13 protein-coding genes are annotated in these 15,831 nt (G+C 69.8%); 10 read left to right on the top strand and 3 right to left on the bottom strand.

Translation table 11 applies throughout. The annotated features are described in order from the left end of the window. Positions 1–462 precede the first annotated feature (462 nt). The 7 genes from CRO12_RS18170 to CRO12_RS16700 all read left to right on the top strand — a co-directional run bounded on the left by CRO12_RS18170 (position 463) and on the right by CRO12_RS16700 (position 7,645). On the top strand, positions 463–687 hold the full coding sequence (locus CRO12_RS18170; RefSeq protein ID WP_218838912.1) for an SDR family oxidoreductase: 225 nt from the start codon (positions 463–465) through the stop codon (positions 685–687). Between the two features lie 18 nt (positions 688–705). Continuing rightward, a complete protein-coding gene (locus CRO12_RS18165) occupies positions 706–816 on the top strand; it encodes an SDR family oxidoreductase (protein WP_218838911.1) in 111 nt (36 codons plus the stop codon). Between the two features lie 56 nt (positions 817–872). Next, on the top strand, positions 873–1,511 hold the full coding sequence (locus CRO12_RS16720; protein WP_097065030.1) for a TetR/AcrR family transcriptional regulator: 639 nt from the start codon (positions 873–875) through the stop codon (positions 1,509–1,511). A 57-nt stretch (positions 1,512–1,568) separates the two neighbouring features. After that, positions 1,569–2,369, top strand: a complete 801-nt coding sequence (locus CRO12_RS16715; protein ID WP_097065029.1) for a transglutaminase family protein — start codon at positions 1,569–1,571, stop codon at positions 2,367–2,369. Between the two features lie 72 nt (positions 2,370–2,441). After that, positions 2,442–3,854, top strand: a complete 1,413-nt coding sequence (locus CRO12_RS18400) for a hypothetical protein (protein ID WP_245858568.1) — start codon at positions 2,442–2,444, stop codon at positions 3,852–3,854. 16 nt (positions 3,855–3,870) lie between these two features. Further along, positions 3,871–4,566 (top strand): GntR family transcriptional regulator, encoded by a 696-nt coding sequence (locus CRO12_RS16705; RefSeq protein ID WP_245858567.1) that lies wholly within the window; start codon positions 3,871–3,873, stop codon positions 4,564–4,566. Between the two features lie 121 nt (positions 4,567–4,687). Next, entirely contained in the window at positions 4,688–7,645 is a 2,958-nt protein-coding gene (locus CRO12_RS16700) for a TonB-dependent receptor plug domain-containing protein (protein ID WP_097065028.1), read from the top strand. 21 nt (positions 7,646–7,666) lie between these two features. Here the strand turns inward: CRO12_RS16700 and CRO12_RS16695 are convergent, their stop codons facing one another. Further along, positions 7,667–8,839 carry a cytochrome P450 gene (locus CRO12_RS16695; protein ID WP_097065027.1) on the bottom strand — a complete coding sequence of 391 codons (1,173 nt, stop codon included), beginning with the start codon at positions 8,837–8,839 and terminating at the stop codon, positions 7,667–7,669. An 80-nt stretch (positions 8,840–8,919) separates the two neighbouring features. On the opposite strand from CRO12_RS16695, the gene CRO12_RS16690 reads away from it, so the two are divergent. The 3 genes from CRO12_RS16690 to CRO12_RS16680 are packed head-to-tail and all read left to right on the top strand — an operon-like array spanning position 8,920 to position 12,448. After that, positions 8,920–10,185 (top strand): MFS transporter, encoded by a 1,266-nt coding sequence (locus CRO12_RS16690; protein WP_097065026.1) that lies wholly within the window; start codon positions 8,920–8,922, stop codon positions 10,183–10,185. Beyond that, entirely contained in the window at positions 10,182–11,666 is a 1,485-nt protein-coding gene (locus tag CRO12_RS16685) for a hypothetical protein (protein ID WP_245858566.1), read from the top strand. Before CRO12_RS16690 ends, CRO12_RS16685 begins: the two co-directional genes overlap by 4 nt. Continuing rightward, positions 11,663–12,448, top strand: coding sequence for an OmpA family protein (locus tag CRO12_RS16680; RefSeq protein ID WP_097065025.1), 786 nt, complete (start codon positions 11,663–11,665; stop codon positions 12,446–12,448). The genes CRO12_RS16685 and CRO12_RS16680 overlap by 4 nt, the downstream gene beginning before the upstream one ends. Here CRO12_RS16680 and CRO12_RS16675 read toward each other — a convergent pair. Together CRO12_RS16675 and CRO12_RS16670 are read right to left on the bottom strand one after the other, a co-directional pair. Then, complete coding sequence (locus CRO12_RS16675; protein ID WP_097065024.1) at positions 12,420–14,507, bottom strand: 2-hydroxyacyl-CoA dehydratase family protein; 2,088 nt, start codon at positions 14,505–14,507, stop codon at positions 12,420–12,422. The two genes, CRO12_RS16680 and CRO12_RS16675, sit on opposite strands and share 29 nt — an antisense overlap. Continuing rightward, positions 14,507–15,751: a CaiB/BaiF CoA transferase family protein gene (locus CRO12_RS16670; RefSeq protein WP_218838910.1), complete on the bottom strand. Its 1,245-nt coding sequence runs from the start codon at positions 15,749–15,751 to the stop codon at positions 14,507–14,509. Before CRO12_RS16670 ends, CRO12_RS16675 begins: the two co-directional genes overlap by 1 nt. Positions 15,752–15,831 lie beyond the last annotated feature (80 nt).

Raw genomic sequence — 15,831 nt, 5'->3', positions numbered from 1 at the left:
CAGGCTCATAACCTGAAGGTCACAGGTTCAAATCCTGTCCCCGCAACCAACACCACAGAAACGCCCCCGTCGTGAGATCGACGGGGGCGTTCTGCATTCCCGGCAATACAAAACGACCGACCCCGCCGACGCGCCCATCCGCACCGCAAGGAAGTGGAGATATAGAGATCGCCCGGCTGTGGTCCAGGGCGCGACCGTCTACGCGGACAGCCGGCGCGGAGCGGAGGACGACGAGCCCCACGGAAGCGGCGTGCTGCGCATCCGCCGTGTCGCTGCGTCGGACGTGACCGCGCTCGCTGGCTTCTTCCAAGCGGTGGACGGGGGGCGGGGCGGCTCGACGTGCTCGTGGTGAACGCAGGGCTGTCCGAGTTCGCAAACGTTCTACACCGTCGACGAGATTCACTTCGACCGCGCGTTCGGGCTGAACGTGCGCGCGCTCCTGTTTGCGGAGCAGGCGGGGTTATGCCGGACGGTGGCTCGGTGGTGCTGATCGGCTCGATCGCTGGCACGATCGGCACCAAGGGTTACGGCGTCTACGGTGACCAAGGCGGCGGTGCGATCCTTTGCGCGGACCTCGGTGAACGAGCTCGCGCCCCGCGCGATCCGCTTCAGCGTGGTGGCACCGGGCCGATTGATGCCGCGATAATGGCCTCGACGATGCCGCAAATTCGCGACGCGCTCACCTAGCTGATCCCGCTCGGCCGCATGGGGCGGGCCGAGGAGGTCGCCGCCAATGCCCTGTCCCTGGCGACCGACGAGGCGGGCTTCGTAATCGGTGCCGAACTGCTCGTCGACGGCGGCATGGCGCAGGTCTGAGTTTCCGATGTTCCCTCCTTGTCGCGGCCCGAGCGGCGGACGATATGTAGTGATTGATGCAGAACGACCTCGAACCTGCCTCCTGCGACGCCGCGCCCAAACGCGGGCGTGGCCGTCCACGCGCGTTCGATCGCGTGGCGGCGCTCGACGCGGCGATGCGGCTGTTCTGGCGCAAGGGTTATTCGGCGACGTCGATCACCGATCTGATGGAGGCGATGGGGATCGCCTCGCCGAGCCTTTACGCCGCCTTCGGGTCGAAGGAGCAGCTCTATGCGGAGGCGCTCGATCACTATCTCCGATCCAACGAGCACCTCGTCTGGCAGCGCTTCTTCGCGGCGGAGACGGCCAGGGCGGCGCTTGGGTGCTTTCTCGAGGACTCGGCGCTGAACCTCGGGCAGTCGCGCGACGGGTGCATGGTGACGCTCTCCGCGGTTGGGAGTGAGGGCTATGCGGCGCTCGGCGCGACCGTCTGCTCGGCCCGGGCCGAGACTCTCCATCGGCTGGAGTCGCGGCTGGCGGCGGGTGTGACGGCGGGTGAGATCAGTGCGGACGTCGACCTCCACGGCCTTGCCCGATTCGTCCAGAGCGTCCAGGCGGGCATGGCGATCCTCGCGCGGGACGGTGCAACGGCGGGAGAGCTGGCGGCAGTGGCGCACACCGCGCTGCTCGGCGTCGATCGGCAACTGGCCGGCTGAGACAAAGTTCAGCGGCCGTCGCTTTCGATCGAGCCGTGTCGTGCCCATCTATGGCGAATGGACGATGACCTTTCCCGCCTCGGCCTGATCGACGAGGACGACATCGCGCTCGACCAGGCAGCGCTGGCGCTTGCGGCGCTCGACCACGACGACGCTGATCTCGCGCACGACGAGCGGCTGCTCGACGACATGGCGGCGCGGCTGAGTATCGTCGGGGCCGATGCAGCGACCCCGGCTGCGCAGGCCGATGCGCTGGCGGCGGTGCTCGGCGGCGAGTTCGACCTGGCGGGCGATGCGCTGACCTACGACGATCCCGCCAACGCGGACCTGATCAGCGTGCTGGCCCGCCGCCGCGGGTTGCCGGTGAGCCTGTCGATCCTGTGGGTCGCGATGGCGCGCCGGCTCGGCTGGAGCGCGCACGTGCTCGACGTTCCCGGCCACGTGCTGGTCGTCGTCGGCGCCGAGGCGCAGCCGGTGATCGTCGACCCGTTCGCCCGCGGCGCGCGCGTCGATGCCGATCGTCTAGCCGCTCTGGTCGAGGCGGCGGGAGGTGGCGGGCGCGCGGTCACCCATGTCGCGGCGATGCCTAACCGCGCGGTGCTGGTCCGCCTGCTTCAGAACCAGGCCTCTCGTGCCGAGCAGGCCGGGCGCGGCCGCCGCGCGCTCGAACTCTACCGGCGGATGACCGTGTTCGCGCCGAGCTACCCGCACGCATGGTGGGAACGTGCCCGCCTCGAAGTAGTCGACGAGCAGCTCGCCGAGGCGCGCAGCAGCCTGGGCGCGATGCTGGAGATCACCCGCGACCCGGCGCTCCGCGAGCGCGTGTCCGAGCTGCTGGAGGCGCTCGCGACCGAGTAGCGTGCGACGCGCCAATTGACCCGACCGCCCGATCGACTTAGCCATAGCGCATAACAGATCGGGAGAGGGCGGATGCGTCGATACGTGCTTGCGCTGGCGATGGCGTGCGGGGTTCAGGCGCTGGCGCCGGCCGTGGTCGCGCGGCAGGTCGGGAGCAGCGTGGCCGCGTCGCCGACTACCGAATCGATCGCGGGCGTGCTGGAGGATGGGACGCGCTGGCAGGTGCTGACGCCTTCCAACTGGAACGGAACGCTGCTGCTCGATCTCGATGGGGCCGGCCCTGCGGCGCGGCCGGGTGCGCCGGCCCGACCGCAGCCGCCCGGGCCGCCGGGCGGCGCCTTTACCCAGTGGCTGCTGAGCAAGGGTTACGCGTACGGCGGGATCGTGCGCGAGCCGGTCGGTTACGACTTCCCGCGCGCCGTGCAGCTGCTGGTCGACCTGCGTGACCAGGCGACCGCGCGCTGGGGATTGCCGAAGCGGACGCTGGCGGTCGGCGGGTCGCGCGGCGCGTTCGTGGTTCGCAAGGCGCTGGAGCTCCGGCCCGACGTGTTCGATGGCGGGGTGATGTGGTCGGGTGGCGGGGCGGGGGAGGTTGCGGTGCTGCGCAACAAGCTCAACGCGCTGTTCGTGCTCAAGACCCTGGTCGATCCGGCATCCGCGCTCGGGCTGGTCAACGTCGATCTCGCGCGCGACATGCCCGCGCTGACCGCGCTCGTCGACAAGGCCAAGGCTACTCCGGCGGGTCGCGCGCGACTGGCGCTCGCCGGCGCGGTGGAGCAGTTCTCGCTCTGGTCAGTGCCGGGATCGCCGCCGCCCGCCGCCGACGACTACGAAGGGCAGGTCGACCAGATGGCGCAGAGCTTCGTCTTCGCCGCCGCGCTGCCGGTCCGCGCGGGCGTCGAGAAGATCGCGCGCGGCAACGTGTCGTGGAACACCGACGCCGATTACGCCCGTCTGCTTCGCCTATCCGGGCGGCAGGCGATGGTGGCGGCGCTCTACGCACAGGCTGGGTTGAGCCTGGACGATGACCTGCGAACGCTCGCGCGCGCGCCGCGGATCGCCGCCGATGAAGTGGCGGTGCGCCGGATCGAGCCGATGATGACCTATACCGGCCGGATCAGCGATCCGCTCGTCAACGTCGACAACGACGATCCGGTCGACCCAGCGTCCGACAAGCTGGTCTACCAGGACACGCTGCGCCACGCCGGCACCGACCGGCTGTTCCGCCTATTGTGGGCGAACGGTGCCGGGCACGGCGGTCAGACTCCGCTAGACCGTGCGGTCGGTTTCCAGTTGCTGATCGACCGGCTCGATACCGGGCGTTGGGCGGACACGTCGCTGCCTGCCCTGCAGCAGATAGCGGCGGCGACCCGCGCGGGCAGTCCGGTCGATCTGGGCAACTCGACCCTCTTCGATCCCGGTGAGCTGCCGCGAGCGCCGAACCGCTGGGATGAGCGCAACTGGGACAGCTATCGCGCCCGCTGAGCCGTTGACAGGCGGCATGGCCCGCGCCGAGACCGGCAGCATGGCGAGCAACAGCGAACCCACAGGCGGCACGAACACGGCCGCGTCCGTCCGTTCCTGGCTGCGCGAGCGAATCCGGCGCGGGCGGCTGGTCCCGGGGCAGCGGCTGGTGGAGGCGGATATCGTCGCCGAGACGGGCGCATCGCGCGCGCGGGTGCGCGAGGCGCTCCAGCGGCTCGAAGCCGAAGGGCTGGTCGTCATCGAGGAGTTCCGCGGCGCGTCCGTCCGGCGCCTTTCGCCGAGCGAGGTGCGGCAGATCTACCGCGCGCGGCTGGCGCTGGAGGGCATCGCCGCGCACGACTTCGCGCTGGTCGACGATCCCGTCCGCAAGGCGGAACTCGTCCGCTTGCAGGACGAGATGAACACCCTGGAGCACACCGGCAACCACCGCCGTTTTGCCGCGCTGAACGATGACTGGCACGACCTGATCCTGGACGGCGCTGGCAACGACTACATCCGCACCTTTGTCGATCGGCTGCGCCTGCCGCTCTATCGGCTGCTCTTCTCCGCCTTCTACCAGCCTTCCCGCATCGACGATGCCAATCGCGGTCACCGTCTGGTCACCGCGGCAATCGTGGCTGGCGACGCCGCGCTCGCCGAGACCGAGATGCGCCAGCACATCGCCGACGCGCTCGACGCGGTCGGCCGCCTGGAGGATGACCTCCCCGCCTGATCTCCAGCGCTACACTTTGTCACTTGTTATGCCGGACAACGAGGATTAGGATTGTTGACGATTTCGTCGGGAAAGAACCGCGGTACGCGGCGCCCAAGAGCAAGATGAAGGGGGAGGATCGATGATCAGTCGTTCGCGCACGCTGTCCAAGGTATCACTGGCCGCGCTGGTGGCGGTACTCGCAACACCCGCCTCGGCGCAGAGCGCGCCATCCTCCACCCAGAGCGAGCCGGCGGCGCCCGGGCAGACCAACACCGACGATGCGCAGGCGCGCCCGCCGCAGACCGCCGTGCTGCCGAGCGCCGAGCCCGACCAGGCGCAGGACACCGACCCGACGCTCGGCCAGGTCTCAGGCGAGGACATCATCGTCACCGGCACCAGCATCCGCGGGATCAGCGCGGTGGGTTCCGCCACCACGGCGATCGCGCGCGACCAGCTGGCGATCAGCGGCCGCTCGACCGCCGTCGACCTCCTGCGCGAACTGCCGCAGGTGCAGGGCCTTGGCTTCGACGACACGCCGCGGCAGGCGCAGAACGGCGCAGGCAACATCCAGCGCGGCTCCACCGTCAACCTACGCGGGCTCGGCAGCAACGCGACGCTGCTGCTGATCGACGGTCGTCGCATCGCGCCGACCGGCAACGTCTTCTCCTTCACCGAGGCCAATCAGATCCCGGTTTCCGCGATCGAGCGGATCGAGGTGATCGCCGATGGCGCCTCCGCAATCTACGGGTCGGACGCGGTCGCGGGCGTCGTCAACTACATTACCCGCAAGCGCTTCAACGGGGTCGAGGCGTCGGTGCGCGGCACCTCGGCGGGCGGCTACGAGCAGTGGGGCGCGAGCCTGCTGGTCGGCAAGACGTGGGAAGGCGGCGGCATCGTCGTCGCCTACGACCATGACGAGCGCGGCGAGATGCGCGCGGGGGAGAGCATCTACCTGCGTCAGGACCTGCGCCGCTTCGGCGGGCTCGACAACCGCATCCGCACCAACCAGGCGACATCGGGGCTGTACGGTAACATCATCGTGCCGCGCGCGACCAACAACCCGCTCTTCCCGACGGCGGGCCGGTTCGACTACTATGGCATTCCGGCGACCGCGAACGGCACCGGGATCACCGCGGCGAACCTGCTGCTCAACCAGCCCAATCTTGCCGACGTCGCCGACTTCACGACCTTCCTGCCCAAGGCGATCCGCAACCAGGTGTCGGCGCACCTGGAGCAGGACCTGACCGACTGGCTGACCTTCACCGCCTTCGGCTTCTACAACCGTCGCGACAGCGAGCTGAACAGCTACGCCCAGTCGGGCCTGCGGACGATCCCGGCGACCAGCCCGCTATACATCCCCGGCATTCCGGGCGTCGCGCCGGGTGCGCCGCTCACGGTCTCCTTCTCGCTCGCGCGCGACATCGGTGGCGCGGGGCTGACGGAGATCTACGACGTCCAGTACCAGGGATCGGCATCGCTGCGCGCCAAGTTCGGCGGCTGGACGGCGGAGGCGATGGTCAACCTGTCGCGCAATCGCAACTGCGCGAACTGTATCCCCGCGTTCAACAACAACGTCGATCCGGTCGCGTTGCAGGCGGCGCTGAACAACGGCACCTACAATCCGTTCAGCCCGGTGCCGGCATCGCAGGACGTGCTCGCCCGCATCCTGCCGAGCGCGTTCGACCGCAACCGCTCCGGCCTAGACCAGTACTCGCTGCGCCTCGACGGACCGCTGTTCCAGCTCCCGGGCGGCGAGCTGAAGGCCGCGGTCGGGGCGGAGTATCTCCGCTACGACCAGTGGCGAAGCGCCATCGGCGTGCGCGCGACCAGCGACGTGCCGCTCGCGCAGGCCGACCGCAACATCAAGGCGGCGTACGGCGAGCTGTTCGTCCCCGTCATCGGCGAGGACATGAACGTCCCGCTGGTCCGCCGCTTGCTCGTCGACGCGGCGATCCGCGTGGAGGACTATTCGGACGCGGGATCGACCACCAACCCCAAGATCGGCGTGACCTGGGACGTGGTCGACGGCCTGTCGCTACGCGGCGCCTGGGGCACGTCGTTCCGCGCGCCCAATCTGATCGAGAACAACCCGGCCTTCTTCAGCCGCGTGGCGCTGACCACCATCACCAACCTGTCGAACGATCCCGCGATCGGGCTGACCAACACCGCGACCAACCAGACCAACGTGGTCAGCGTCACCGGCTCGAACGCCGATCTGGTGCCGGAGACCGCAACCAACTACTCGTTCGGCGTCGACTTCCGCCCGACCTTCCTGCCGGGCTTCCGTGCGTCGGTGACCTACTACAACATCGACTACAAGGACCAGATCATCGGTCTGCAGGGCTTCCAGGCGTCGTTCCTGGCGAACGCCGTCAATCGCGCGCTCTATAGCGCGTACATTGTGCCCGCGATCCAGCCGGCCGGCTGCGTCAACGGCAACCGCGCGACCTACAATCCCGCCTACCTCGATGCGCTCGCCCGACCGACCGTCGCCAATGTCGACGAAAGCAACTTCTGCTCGTCGCGCGCGATCACCTATGTCCAGAACGCCAACGCGTCGAGCGTGCAGCAGGACGGCATCGACGTGGTCGCGAGCTACCAGTTCGGGGTCGGCGCACACAACTTCACGATCGGCGGCACCTTCACCAAGATCCTCGGCAACAAGACCCAGATCGTGGCCAACGGGCCGGTGATCGACGGGCGCGATCTGATCAACTATCCGGTGAGTGCGCGCGGCCGCGGCAACCTGACGTGGAACACGGGGCCGCTGACCGTGTCGCCCGCGGTCAACTACATCGGTCCGTACACCAACAACCTGCCGATCGCGGTCGGCGGCGTGGTGCAGCCGAACAGCCGCGTGCCGAGCTGGACCACCTTCGACCTGATGGTCGCGTTCGACTTCTCCAAGCTCGCCGATCCGGCCTGGGCGGACGGGCTGAACGTCGCGCTCAACATCCGCAACATCACCGACAAGGATCCGCCGGTGGTGCTGTCGTCGAACGGCAACGCGGCCGGCGGCACGCTCTACGCGATCGATACCCAGAACGCGAACCCGTACGGCGCGGTGGCGACGCTGCAGATCACCAAGACGTTCTGACGTGCCGGGCGCCGCCGCCGCTCAGGCGGCGGTGACCCGGAGCGGCACGTAGACGGGACCGACCTCCGGCATCCCGCTCATCCGGACGGTGCCGGCGAGCTCGATTGTACGGGTGCGGTCGAGCAGGCCGCGCAGCGCGATGCGGAACTCCGCGCGCGCCATGCTCATCCCGGCGCAGCGATGCGGGCCGCGCCCGAAGGCCAGGTGATCGCGCACGTTCGGCCGGTTCAGGATGAAGCGGTCGGGATCGGCGAACACCGCCTCGTCGCGGTTGGCGGAGGCATAGGCGAGCGCGATCGGCTCGCCGGGCCGGATGTCGCGTCCGCCGAGCGCCGTGCCGCTCCGGCTGGTGCGCGCGAAGCCGCGATAGGGCGTGTAGAGGCGCAGGAACTCCTCGACCGCGGCGACGTCGTGCTGCGGATTGCCGCGCAGGAACTCCTGCAACGCGGGATCGCGCGCCAGGTGCACCGCGACGCTGCCGAGGAACACGGGCGGCGCGACCAGCCCGACCACCAGGATCTGGCGCACGCAACCGACCAGCATCTCGTCGGGTAGCGAATGGTCCGCATCGTCCCGCGCATCCAGCAGGGACGAGACCGGGTCACTGCTCGGGTCGAGCGGGTGATCGCGACGTTCCGCGATCAGCGCCCGCGCGAGGTCGTAGAGCACGTCGCTGGTCCGCGAGACAGCGGCGACGTCGAACGCTTCCCACGCCTTCACAAAGGCTTGAGCGGTCCGCCACAGCAGCTCCGTCTGCTCGGGGGCGAGCTGGAACCAGTCGGCGAACAGCAGCGCGGGCAGCGGGCTCCCGAAATCCTCCACGAAGTCGCCGCCGCCCTTGGCGACATAGCCATCGAGCAGGCGGGCGACATGCTCGCGGATCACCGGCTCGGTCGCGGCCACACGCGCGGGGCCGAGCGCCCGGTCGATCGCGCGGCGATAGGGGGTGTGCTCGGGCGGATCGAGGTGGAGCGGTGGCCGGCGCCCGGTCGCCGACGCACCCGGGACGACGTTGCGGACGGTGGTTGTGTACTCCAGCGGATCGTCGAGCATCGCGCGGATGTCCGCGTAGCGGGTGGCAATCCAGAAGCCCCCGAACGCCTCCGATCGTGCCACCGGGCAGCGCGCGCGCAGATCGGCGAAGACCGCGTGCGCCGTGTCGAACTCCTCGTGGACGAGGGGATCGTACTCCATGGGGAACTCCGCCGATTGTTGACAATATAATTGACACAAATCGGTCGTGCCGCATAGCCTTTTGCGCGAGGGAGAGGTGCATGGACGGCGTGACGTATCGCCGGGTGACGTTGCGGGTCGTACTGCCGCTTGCCGGGCTCATCGTGCTGAGCTCGATCGATCGGGTCAACGTCAGCTTCGCCGCGATCCACATGAACGCCGACATCGGCCTCGATCCGAAAACCTATGGGTTCGGCGTCGGCCTGTTCTTCTGGACCTATCTGCTGATGCAGTTGCCCAGCGCGGCGGTGCTGCGGCGGATCGGCGCGCGCGCCTGGATCGCGGGCAGCGTCATCGGTTGGGGAGCGACTGCGGGCGCGATGGCACTGATCCAGACGCCAGGGCACTTCTACGGCCTGCGCCTGCTGCTCGGCGTATTCGAGAGCGGCTTCGCGCCCGGCGTCGTTTGGTACGTCAGCCAGTGGCTGCCGCAGGCGTACCGCGCCCGCGCGATCGGGCTGACCCTGCTCGCCATTCCGACCTCCGTCGTGATCGGCGGGCCGCTGTGCGGCTGGCTGCTGTCGCTCGACTGGGGCGCAGTTGCGTCGTGGCGCTGGATGTTCGCGGTGGAGGGGATCGCCACCGTGATCGCCGGCATCGCCGCCTATTTCTGGTTTGCCGACCGGCCGGCCGCCGCGCACTGGCTGCCGGCGGACACGGGACTGGCGATCGAGGCGGAGATCGCCGCCGAGCAGGCAGCAGCGGGCGCCCGGATCGAGGCACCGCTCGGCGCCGCGCTCGGCGACCGGTTGCTCTGGCTGTCGGGCGCGGTGTGGTTCGTGCTGATCACCGGCGCGAACGCGATCATCTTCTGGATGCCGATCGCGCTCAAGTCGCTCGGTCAGACCGATCCGCTCCTGATCGGCGTTCTAAGCGCGCTTCCGTGGGTGGCGATCGGCGCGGGCATGTTCCTCAACGCGCGCCACTCCGACCGGACCGGAGAGCGCTTCGCGCACCTGGGCTATCCGATGCTGCTGGCGGCTGCGGCGCTGGTCGGCGCCGCGCTCGCGATCGGTTCCGGTCCGCTCGCGCTCGCGCTCCTGATGCTCGGTGGGCTCGGGCTAGGCGGCGCGCAGTCGGTGTTCTGGACGGTGCCGACCCGCTTCTTCGGCGGGCGCAACCCGAGCGCGATCGCCTTCATCAACCTGATGGGGAACGTCAGCAGCGCCTTCTCCCCCGTCGTGATCGGGTGGATCGTCGCCAGCACCGGCAGCGTCGCGGTGCCGGTCTACGGCCTGGCCGCGCTGCTGCTGGCCGGTGCGCTCGTGGTGCCAGCGATCAAGCGCGTGGCGGAGGCGCGGACATGAGGGGACGAACGATCTTGGGCGCGGCGATCGCGCTGTTCGCGGGGGCGGTCGCCTGGGGGCAGGGCGCCACACCGCCCGATCGCTGGTGGAACCCGGACGAGGGCCGCACCTTTCCGGCGACGCTCGACTACGCCGACGCCACCGGCACGCTCCGCCTGCTGCTCGACAACGGGCCCATGGAGACGAAGGGGCATCCGTTCTTCACCGCGCTCGGCCCGAACGGCCGCGCCTGCGTCACCTGTCACCAGCCCGCCGACGCGATGAGCCTGTCGGCGGCGTCGGTGGCCGCGCAATGGGCGAAGAACGGAGCTAAGGATCCGCTGTTCGCGGCCGGCGACGGATCGAACTGTCCCAGTCTGCCGCAGGAGGAGCGCGCATCGCACTCGCTGCTGATCGACCACGGCCTGATCCGCATCGCGCGCCCCTGGCCGCCGAAGAACGTCACCCCCGACTTCCGGTTGGAGGTCGTCCGTGATCCCTCCACCTGCAACCTCGATCCCAAACACGGGCTCGCGTCGTCGCAGCCGCACATCTCCGTGTTCCGCCGCCCGCGTCCGGTCGCCAACTTCAAGTATATCGAGGCGATGGGTTTCGCCTATGATCCCAAGGCGGGGATGCCGCTGCCGCTGGATCCTGAGACGGGCAAGCCGGTCAGCGGCAACCTGATGGCGGACGGGCGGGTGCCGAGTCTCACCGCCCAGATGCGCGACGCCGCCGGCACGCACCTCGCCTTCCTCAAGAACATGGACGCCGCCGACATCGCGCGGGTGCTCGACTTTGAGCGCCGCCTGTACGTCGCGCAACAGACCGACCGCCTCGGCGGTGCGCTCGACGGCGACGGGGCGAAGGGCGGCCCCCGCCTGCTCCAGGTGTCGGCGCCCGGCCGGCTCGGGAGCCAGGGCACCCCGGTGTGGAGCGAGTTTGAGGCATGGGAGAAGGCGGCGCCCGCGGTAAAGGCGGGCTGGACGCCGGAGGTGCGCGCGTTTCGTGCATCGGTCGCCCGCGGCGCGCGGGTGTTCCGTGAGAAGACCTTCCTCATCTCCGACACGGCGGGTATCAACTCGCCGATCGGCTTCGGCAATCCGGTGCGCAACAGCTGCGTGTTCTGCCACAACATGAGCTACATGGGGATGGACGTGGCGCCGGGGCAGGTCGATCTCGGCACCACCAACAAGCCGTTCGCCGATCCGCTCGCCCACCTGCCGCTGTTCCGCGTCACCTGCACCGGCCGGCCGCACCCGCACTACGGCCGCACGATCCTGACCCATGATCCGGGCTATGCGCTAACGACCGGGCGTTGCGCCGATGTGGGTCGGATCACGCTCCAGACACTCCGCGGGCTGTCGGGCCGCGCCCCCTATTTCTCCAACGGATCGGCCAAGGATCTGCGCGGCGTCGTCGACTATTACGAACGTCGCTACAACATCGGCTACACCGAGCAGGAAAAGCAGGATCTGGTCAACCTGATGCGCGCGCTGTGATCCGCGTCGCCATCCTCCTCGCCGCGGTCGCAGCGAACGGCGGGGCGGCGGTGCGCTACATCGGCTGCCCGGTCTACCGCGACACCGACAACGGCCGAAAGTCCGGCTGCTGGCTGGTCGAGGACGAAGCGAGCGGCGTCCGCTACGACGTGACCGCCGCGCCGACCAAGCCCGACTGGAACCATGCGGTGCTGGTCGAGGGCGTGCAGAGTGCGGCCGCGGGCGATCCGTGCGGCGGCACCGTGCTGGAGCCTGCGCGCGTGTCGGTGCTGGAGGAGGGATGCACCCGCCACATGCTGGCGGCCGAAGGCTATCAGGGCCGCCGCTTCGCGCTGCCCGAGCGCAACGTCCGGCCGCTCTACGAGGAGCGCAAGCGCCCGGACCGGCCGTTCGCCGACGGCCGCTTCACCATCCCGTTCGACTACCAGAGCCGCTTCATCACCTACCAGCTGAGCGACTATTACCTCGACGCGACGATCAACTACGCGCTCGACGTGCAGCCCGCCGGCATCGAGGTGACCGGCTTCGCCGATGTGCGGAAGGTCGAGGTCTCCGGCCGCACGATCGCCGAGCCGGCGTCGCTCGCGCGCGAGCGGGCGGAGCTGGTCCGCAACGCGCTGATCATGCGCGGGATCGCGGCCGATCGGATCACCGTGCGGGTCGGGCGCGGCGGTGCGCCGTTCGTCCCCGCGGCGTTCGACGGACTGGCGGCGCCGGCCGCTCGCCGGGTCGACATCCGGATCGTGCCGGAACTCAGCGAAGCCCGTCGAGGAACGCCGTGACGCGCGCCTCCTGCGCCTCCCAGCCGGCGGTATCGTAGTTGGAGAGCGGCAGCCGCAGCACCGGCACGCCGCTCCGCTCCAGCGCCGCCAGCACCAGCGGATCGGCGTCGTCCAGCGCAACGGCCGCGTCGACGCGGTGGCTCCGCGCTTCCTTGACGTGCCACGCGCCCGACCAGGTCGGCATCCGGAGCTCGTCGCCCATCGTCAGGAACCGCGCGGCGAGCGAGCGCATCGCCTCATCCGGCCGATCGTAGCGCCGGATATAGCCGTCCGCCGCGAGCGCCAGGTACATCGACCAGACGAAGACGGCGCCGTGGCTTTGCTCCCACTGCTGGTAGAAACTGGTGCGGTTCCACAAGCCTCGACCGACCCACATCAGCCGCAGCCGCTCATCCGCGCACGCGGCGCTGCCCGACGCGACCAGCGCGGCGACCTCGTCGTGGAAGGCGCGGGCGGCGTCGCGTCCCCACTCAGTCCCGCGGTGCCACTGCGGCACCATCGTCGCGGGCATGGTGTCGACCACGCTGACCGGCGCGCGCGGCGCCGCGGCGATCAGGTCACGGGTGCGGCGGTAATAGCCTTCCTGCTCGTTGACCAGCGCGAGCACGGTGGCGAAGCGATCCGGGTCGAGCCGGCGACCGGTCGTCCGGTGCAGGCGCTCCGCCGCGTCCAGCAGCTGTTGTTCGAAGAGGTCGAGCCGATCGGACTCGAGCGTCGCTTCCCAGCGATCGTGAAGGTCGTCCCACCAAGCGGTCGGCACCTGCCACCGCCGCTCGATCGTGCGGTCGTAGTAGAACAGCTCGGCACCGGTCACCCGCGCCCAGCTATCGAACAGGCCGCGGGTCGCATCGGTATCGAGCACCGCGTGCAGCATGGTCGGCCGCGGCAGCCCGCCCCAGGGCTGCGCTTCGGGATCGGTGTCGAAGGCGGCGGCGAGCCCCTGGCTGCTGTACGCCTCCGTCCGGTCGGGCAGCCCGTTGGCGCGCAGCAGCGCGGCGTAGCGGCCGGACTGCTGCTTGGCGGCAACAATCGATGCCCACCACTGGTTGACGACGAAGGAGATGTCGAGTGCCTGGAGCAGCTCCTGCGGCGCGTTGGCGTTGACGACCGCGAACGGCTCGCCGGCGGCGGCGCGCTCGCGCGTGCGGGCGAACCAGGCGCGCTGATAGGCACCGAAGCTGTCGGTGGAGGCGAGGAGCTTGCGGCTGCGCGGTGGCGGCGTTGCGGAGGGCGGGCGCGCGGCAGCCGCTGGCCGCACAGCGGGTGGCGGCTCTTCGCCACGCAGTTGCGCCGCAACGGCGGGATCCCCGGCACGCCGCTCGGGTAGCGCCCGGAACGGCACGCCCGCCGCGACGCAGCGCCGCTCGGCCGGCCCGGCGGTCCAGGGTGCCGCTTCATCCTCGTAGCGGGTTAGGTGCGTGACCGTATCGACGCGGCCGCTCGCCAGCGCCTCATCCAGCGCCTGCTCGAACCGGTCCAGCCCGGCGAAGCTGCCGCCGGTCCACTGCACCGCGCGGTCGAGCAGCGTCGCTGGTCCAGGCTGCGGCAGCACCGCGTCCGATCCGACGACGAGATGCGGCAAGACAGGGTCGGCCGCGGGCTGCTCGGTCGATATCGCGGGATCGACCGGGTGGCCGAGTGCCGCGGCCCAGCCCTCCAGCGCGGCGAGCTGGCGCTCGTTATAGGCCCTGACCTCCGGCAAGTCGCGGTGGAGGAGGTCGCAGAAGAAGGTATCGGCGTCGCTCCGCCCAAGCTCCGGCAATTCGCGCAGCGTCGCGAACAGCTGCGGGAGCACCGCGTCTTCGTGGCTCACGACCAGGCCAATCGCTGCCCGGCCATGATCGGCAATGAGCTGGAGCAGCGCACGCGCGCGCCATCCCATGCTGGCGCCGAGCCCGCGCGCGTCGGCGAAGGGGGTGACGGCTGTCGGGTCGGGACGGAGCAGCACCGGCGTCAGCCCGGCCGCGCGCAGGAGCGGGAAGGGGAGGTCGCCGCCCGCGCAGAGCACGACGCGCGCGCCCGACTCCGCTGCGGACGCGATCTCCGCCGCCACCGTCATCAGATCGCGCCCGCCTCGCGCAGCGCGGCGATCCGCTCGGGCGGGTAGCCGAGCAGGTCGCGGTAGACCGCGTCGTTGTGCTCGCCGATCGCGACCGGCAGGCGATCGGCGAAGCCGGTCTGCGCGTCGGAGAAGCGGATCGGCACACCCACGGTGCGCAGCTCGGCATCGGTCTCGTATCGGGGATGGACGATCTGCATCGTTTCCTCGCGCGCCACGACGCGAGGATCGGCGAGCGCGTCCTCCGGGTAGCGGACCGGAGCCACCGGCACGCCCTCCGCCTCCAGCGCGGCGACCGCCTCGGCCACCGACAGCTCGCTGGTCCACTCGGTGATCCGCTCCTCCAGCAGGATGGCATTGGCGACCCGGGCGTCGCGGGTGGCGTAGCGCGCGTCGGCGAGCATGTCGTCGGCGCGCATCGCCTTGAACAACCCGATCGTCAGCGGATCATGCGCGGCGACGATCGCGATATGGCCGTCACGGCACTTGAAGATGCCGAACGGCGACAGCCGATGGACGGTCAGCCCGGTACGGCGCGGCAGGCCGGCCAGTCGCATCGCGCGCCAGTTCTCGATCCCGACGAAGGAGGTGAGCGCGCCCAGCATGGAGACGTCGACCTGCTGCCCCTCGCCGGTGCGATGGCGCTGCTCCAGTGCGGAGAGGATGCCGATCACCCCGAACACGGGGGCGAGCATGTCGGCGATCGGGATGCCCATGCGAACCGGCGGCTCGCCTGGCCCGCCGCTCGCGTACATTGCGCCCGACAGCGCCTGAACGATCACGTCCATCGCCTTCGCGCCTTCATCCACACCCTGGCCAAAGCCGCTCAGCGAGCAGTAGATCAGCCGCGGGTTGATCGCCTTTGCCGCGGCATAGCCGATGCCGAGCCGATCGGCCGTCCCGCTCGCGAAATTCTCGACCAGGATGTCGGCGTCGCGGATCAGGTCGGCGAACACGTCGAGCGCGCCCGGCTTTTTGAAGTTGAGCGACACGCCCCACTTGCCGCGCGCACGCGACAAGTGGGAGATCGACACGTCGTCGTCGTGCGCCTTCTGCACCACCACCCCGTCGCGCCCCACATAGGGGCTGTTCTCCCGCGCAAGGTCGCCGTGACGCGGGTCTTCCACCTTGATGACCTCGGCGCCCAGCCCGGCGAGCAGCAGCGTCGCGTAAGGGCCGGCGAGCGCCCGCGTCAGATCGATCACCCGCAGCCCGGCGAGCGGCTGTTCCTTGCTGGCGCTCACGCCTGTTCTCCCAATTCGACCATGTCGCCTATTGACAGGCTTTCGCTGTAATGTTCAATAGATATAAATATAAACAAAGT

The organism is Sphingomonas guangdongensis (assembly GCF_900199185.1).
In the GTDB taxonomy this organism is placed as follows: domain Bacteria; phylum Pseudomonadota; class Alphaproteobacteria; order Sphingomonadales; family Sphingomonadaceae; genus Sphingomonas; species Sphingomonas guangdongensis.
The sequence above is the reverse complement of the archived record's forward strand: the minus strand, read 5'-3'. Positions and strand labels throughout refer to the sequence as shown.

Excerpts from the sequence above, each read along its gene's own strand:
- CRO12_RS18400 (WP_245858568.1), top strand. The coding sequence starts at position 2,442 with ATGCGTCGATACGTGCTTGCGCTGGCGATGGCGTGCGGGGTTCAGGCG.
- CRO12_RS16715 (WP_097065029.1), top strand. The coding sequence starts at position 1,569 with ATGGACGATGACCTTTCCCGCCTCGGCCTGATCGACGAGGACGACATC.
- CRO12_RS16685 (WP_245858566.1), top strand. The coding sequence starts at position 10,182 with ATGAGGGGACGAACGATCTTGGGCGCGGCGATCGCGCTGTTCGCGGGG.
- CRO12_RS16700 (WP_097065028.1), top strand. The coding sequence starts at position 4,688 with ATGATCAGTCGTTCGCGCACGCTGTCCAAGGTATCACTGGCCGCGCTG.
- CRO12_RS18165 (WP_218838911.1), top strand. The coding sequence starts at position 706 with ATGGGGCGGGCCGAGGAGGTCGCCGCCAATGCCCTGTCCCTGGCGACC.
- CRO12_RS18170 (WP_218838912.1), top strand. The coding sequence starts at position 463 with ATGCCGGACGGTGGCTCGGTGGTGCTGATCGGCTCGATCGCTGGCACG.
- CRO12_RS16705 (WP_245858567.1), top strand. The coding sequence starts at position 3,871 with ATGGCCCGCGCCGAGACCGGCAGCATGGCGAGCAACAGCGAACCCACA.
- CRO12_RS16690 (WP_097065026.1), top strand. The coding sequence starts at position 8,920 with ATGGACGGCGTGACGTATCGCCGGGTGACGTTGCGGGTCGTACTGCCG.
- CRO12_RS16720 (WP_097065030.1), top strand. The coding sequence starts at position 873 with ATGCAGAACGACCTCGAACCTGCCTCCTGCGACGCCGCGCCCAAACGC.
- CRO12_RS16695 (WP_097065027.1), bottom strand. The coding sequence starts at position 8,839 with ATGGAGTACGATCCCCTCGTCCACGAGGAGTTCGACACGGCGCACGCG.
- CRO12_RS16675 (WP_097065024.1), bottom strand. The coding sequence starts at position 14,507 with ATGACGGTGGCGGCGGAGATCGCGTCCGCAGCGGAGTCGGGCGCGCGC.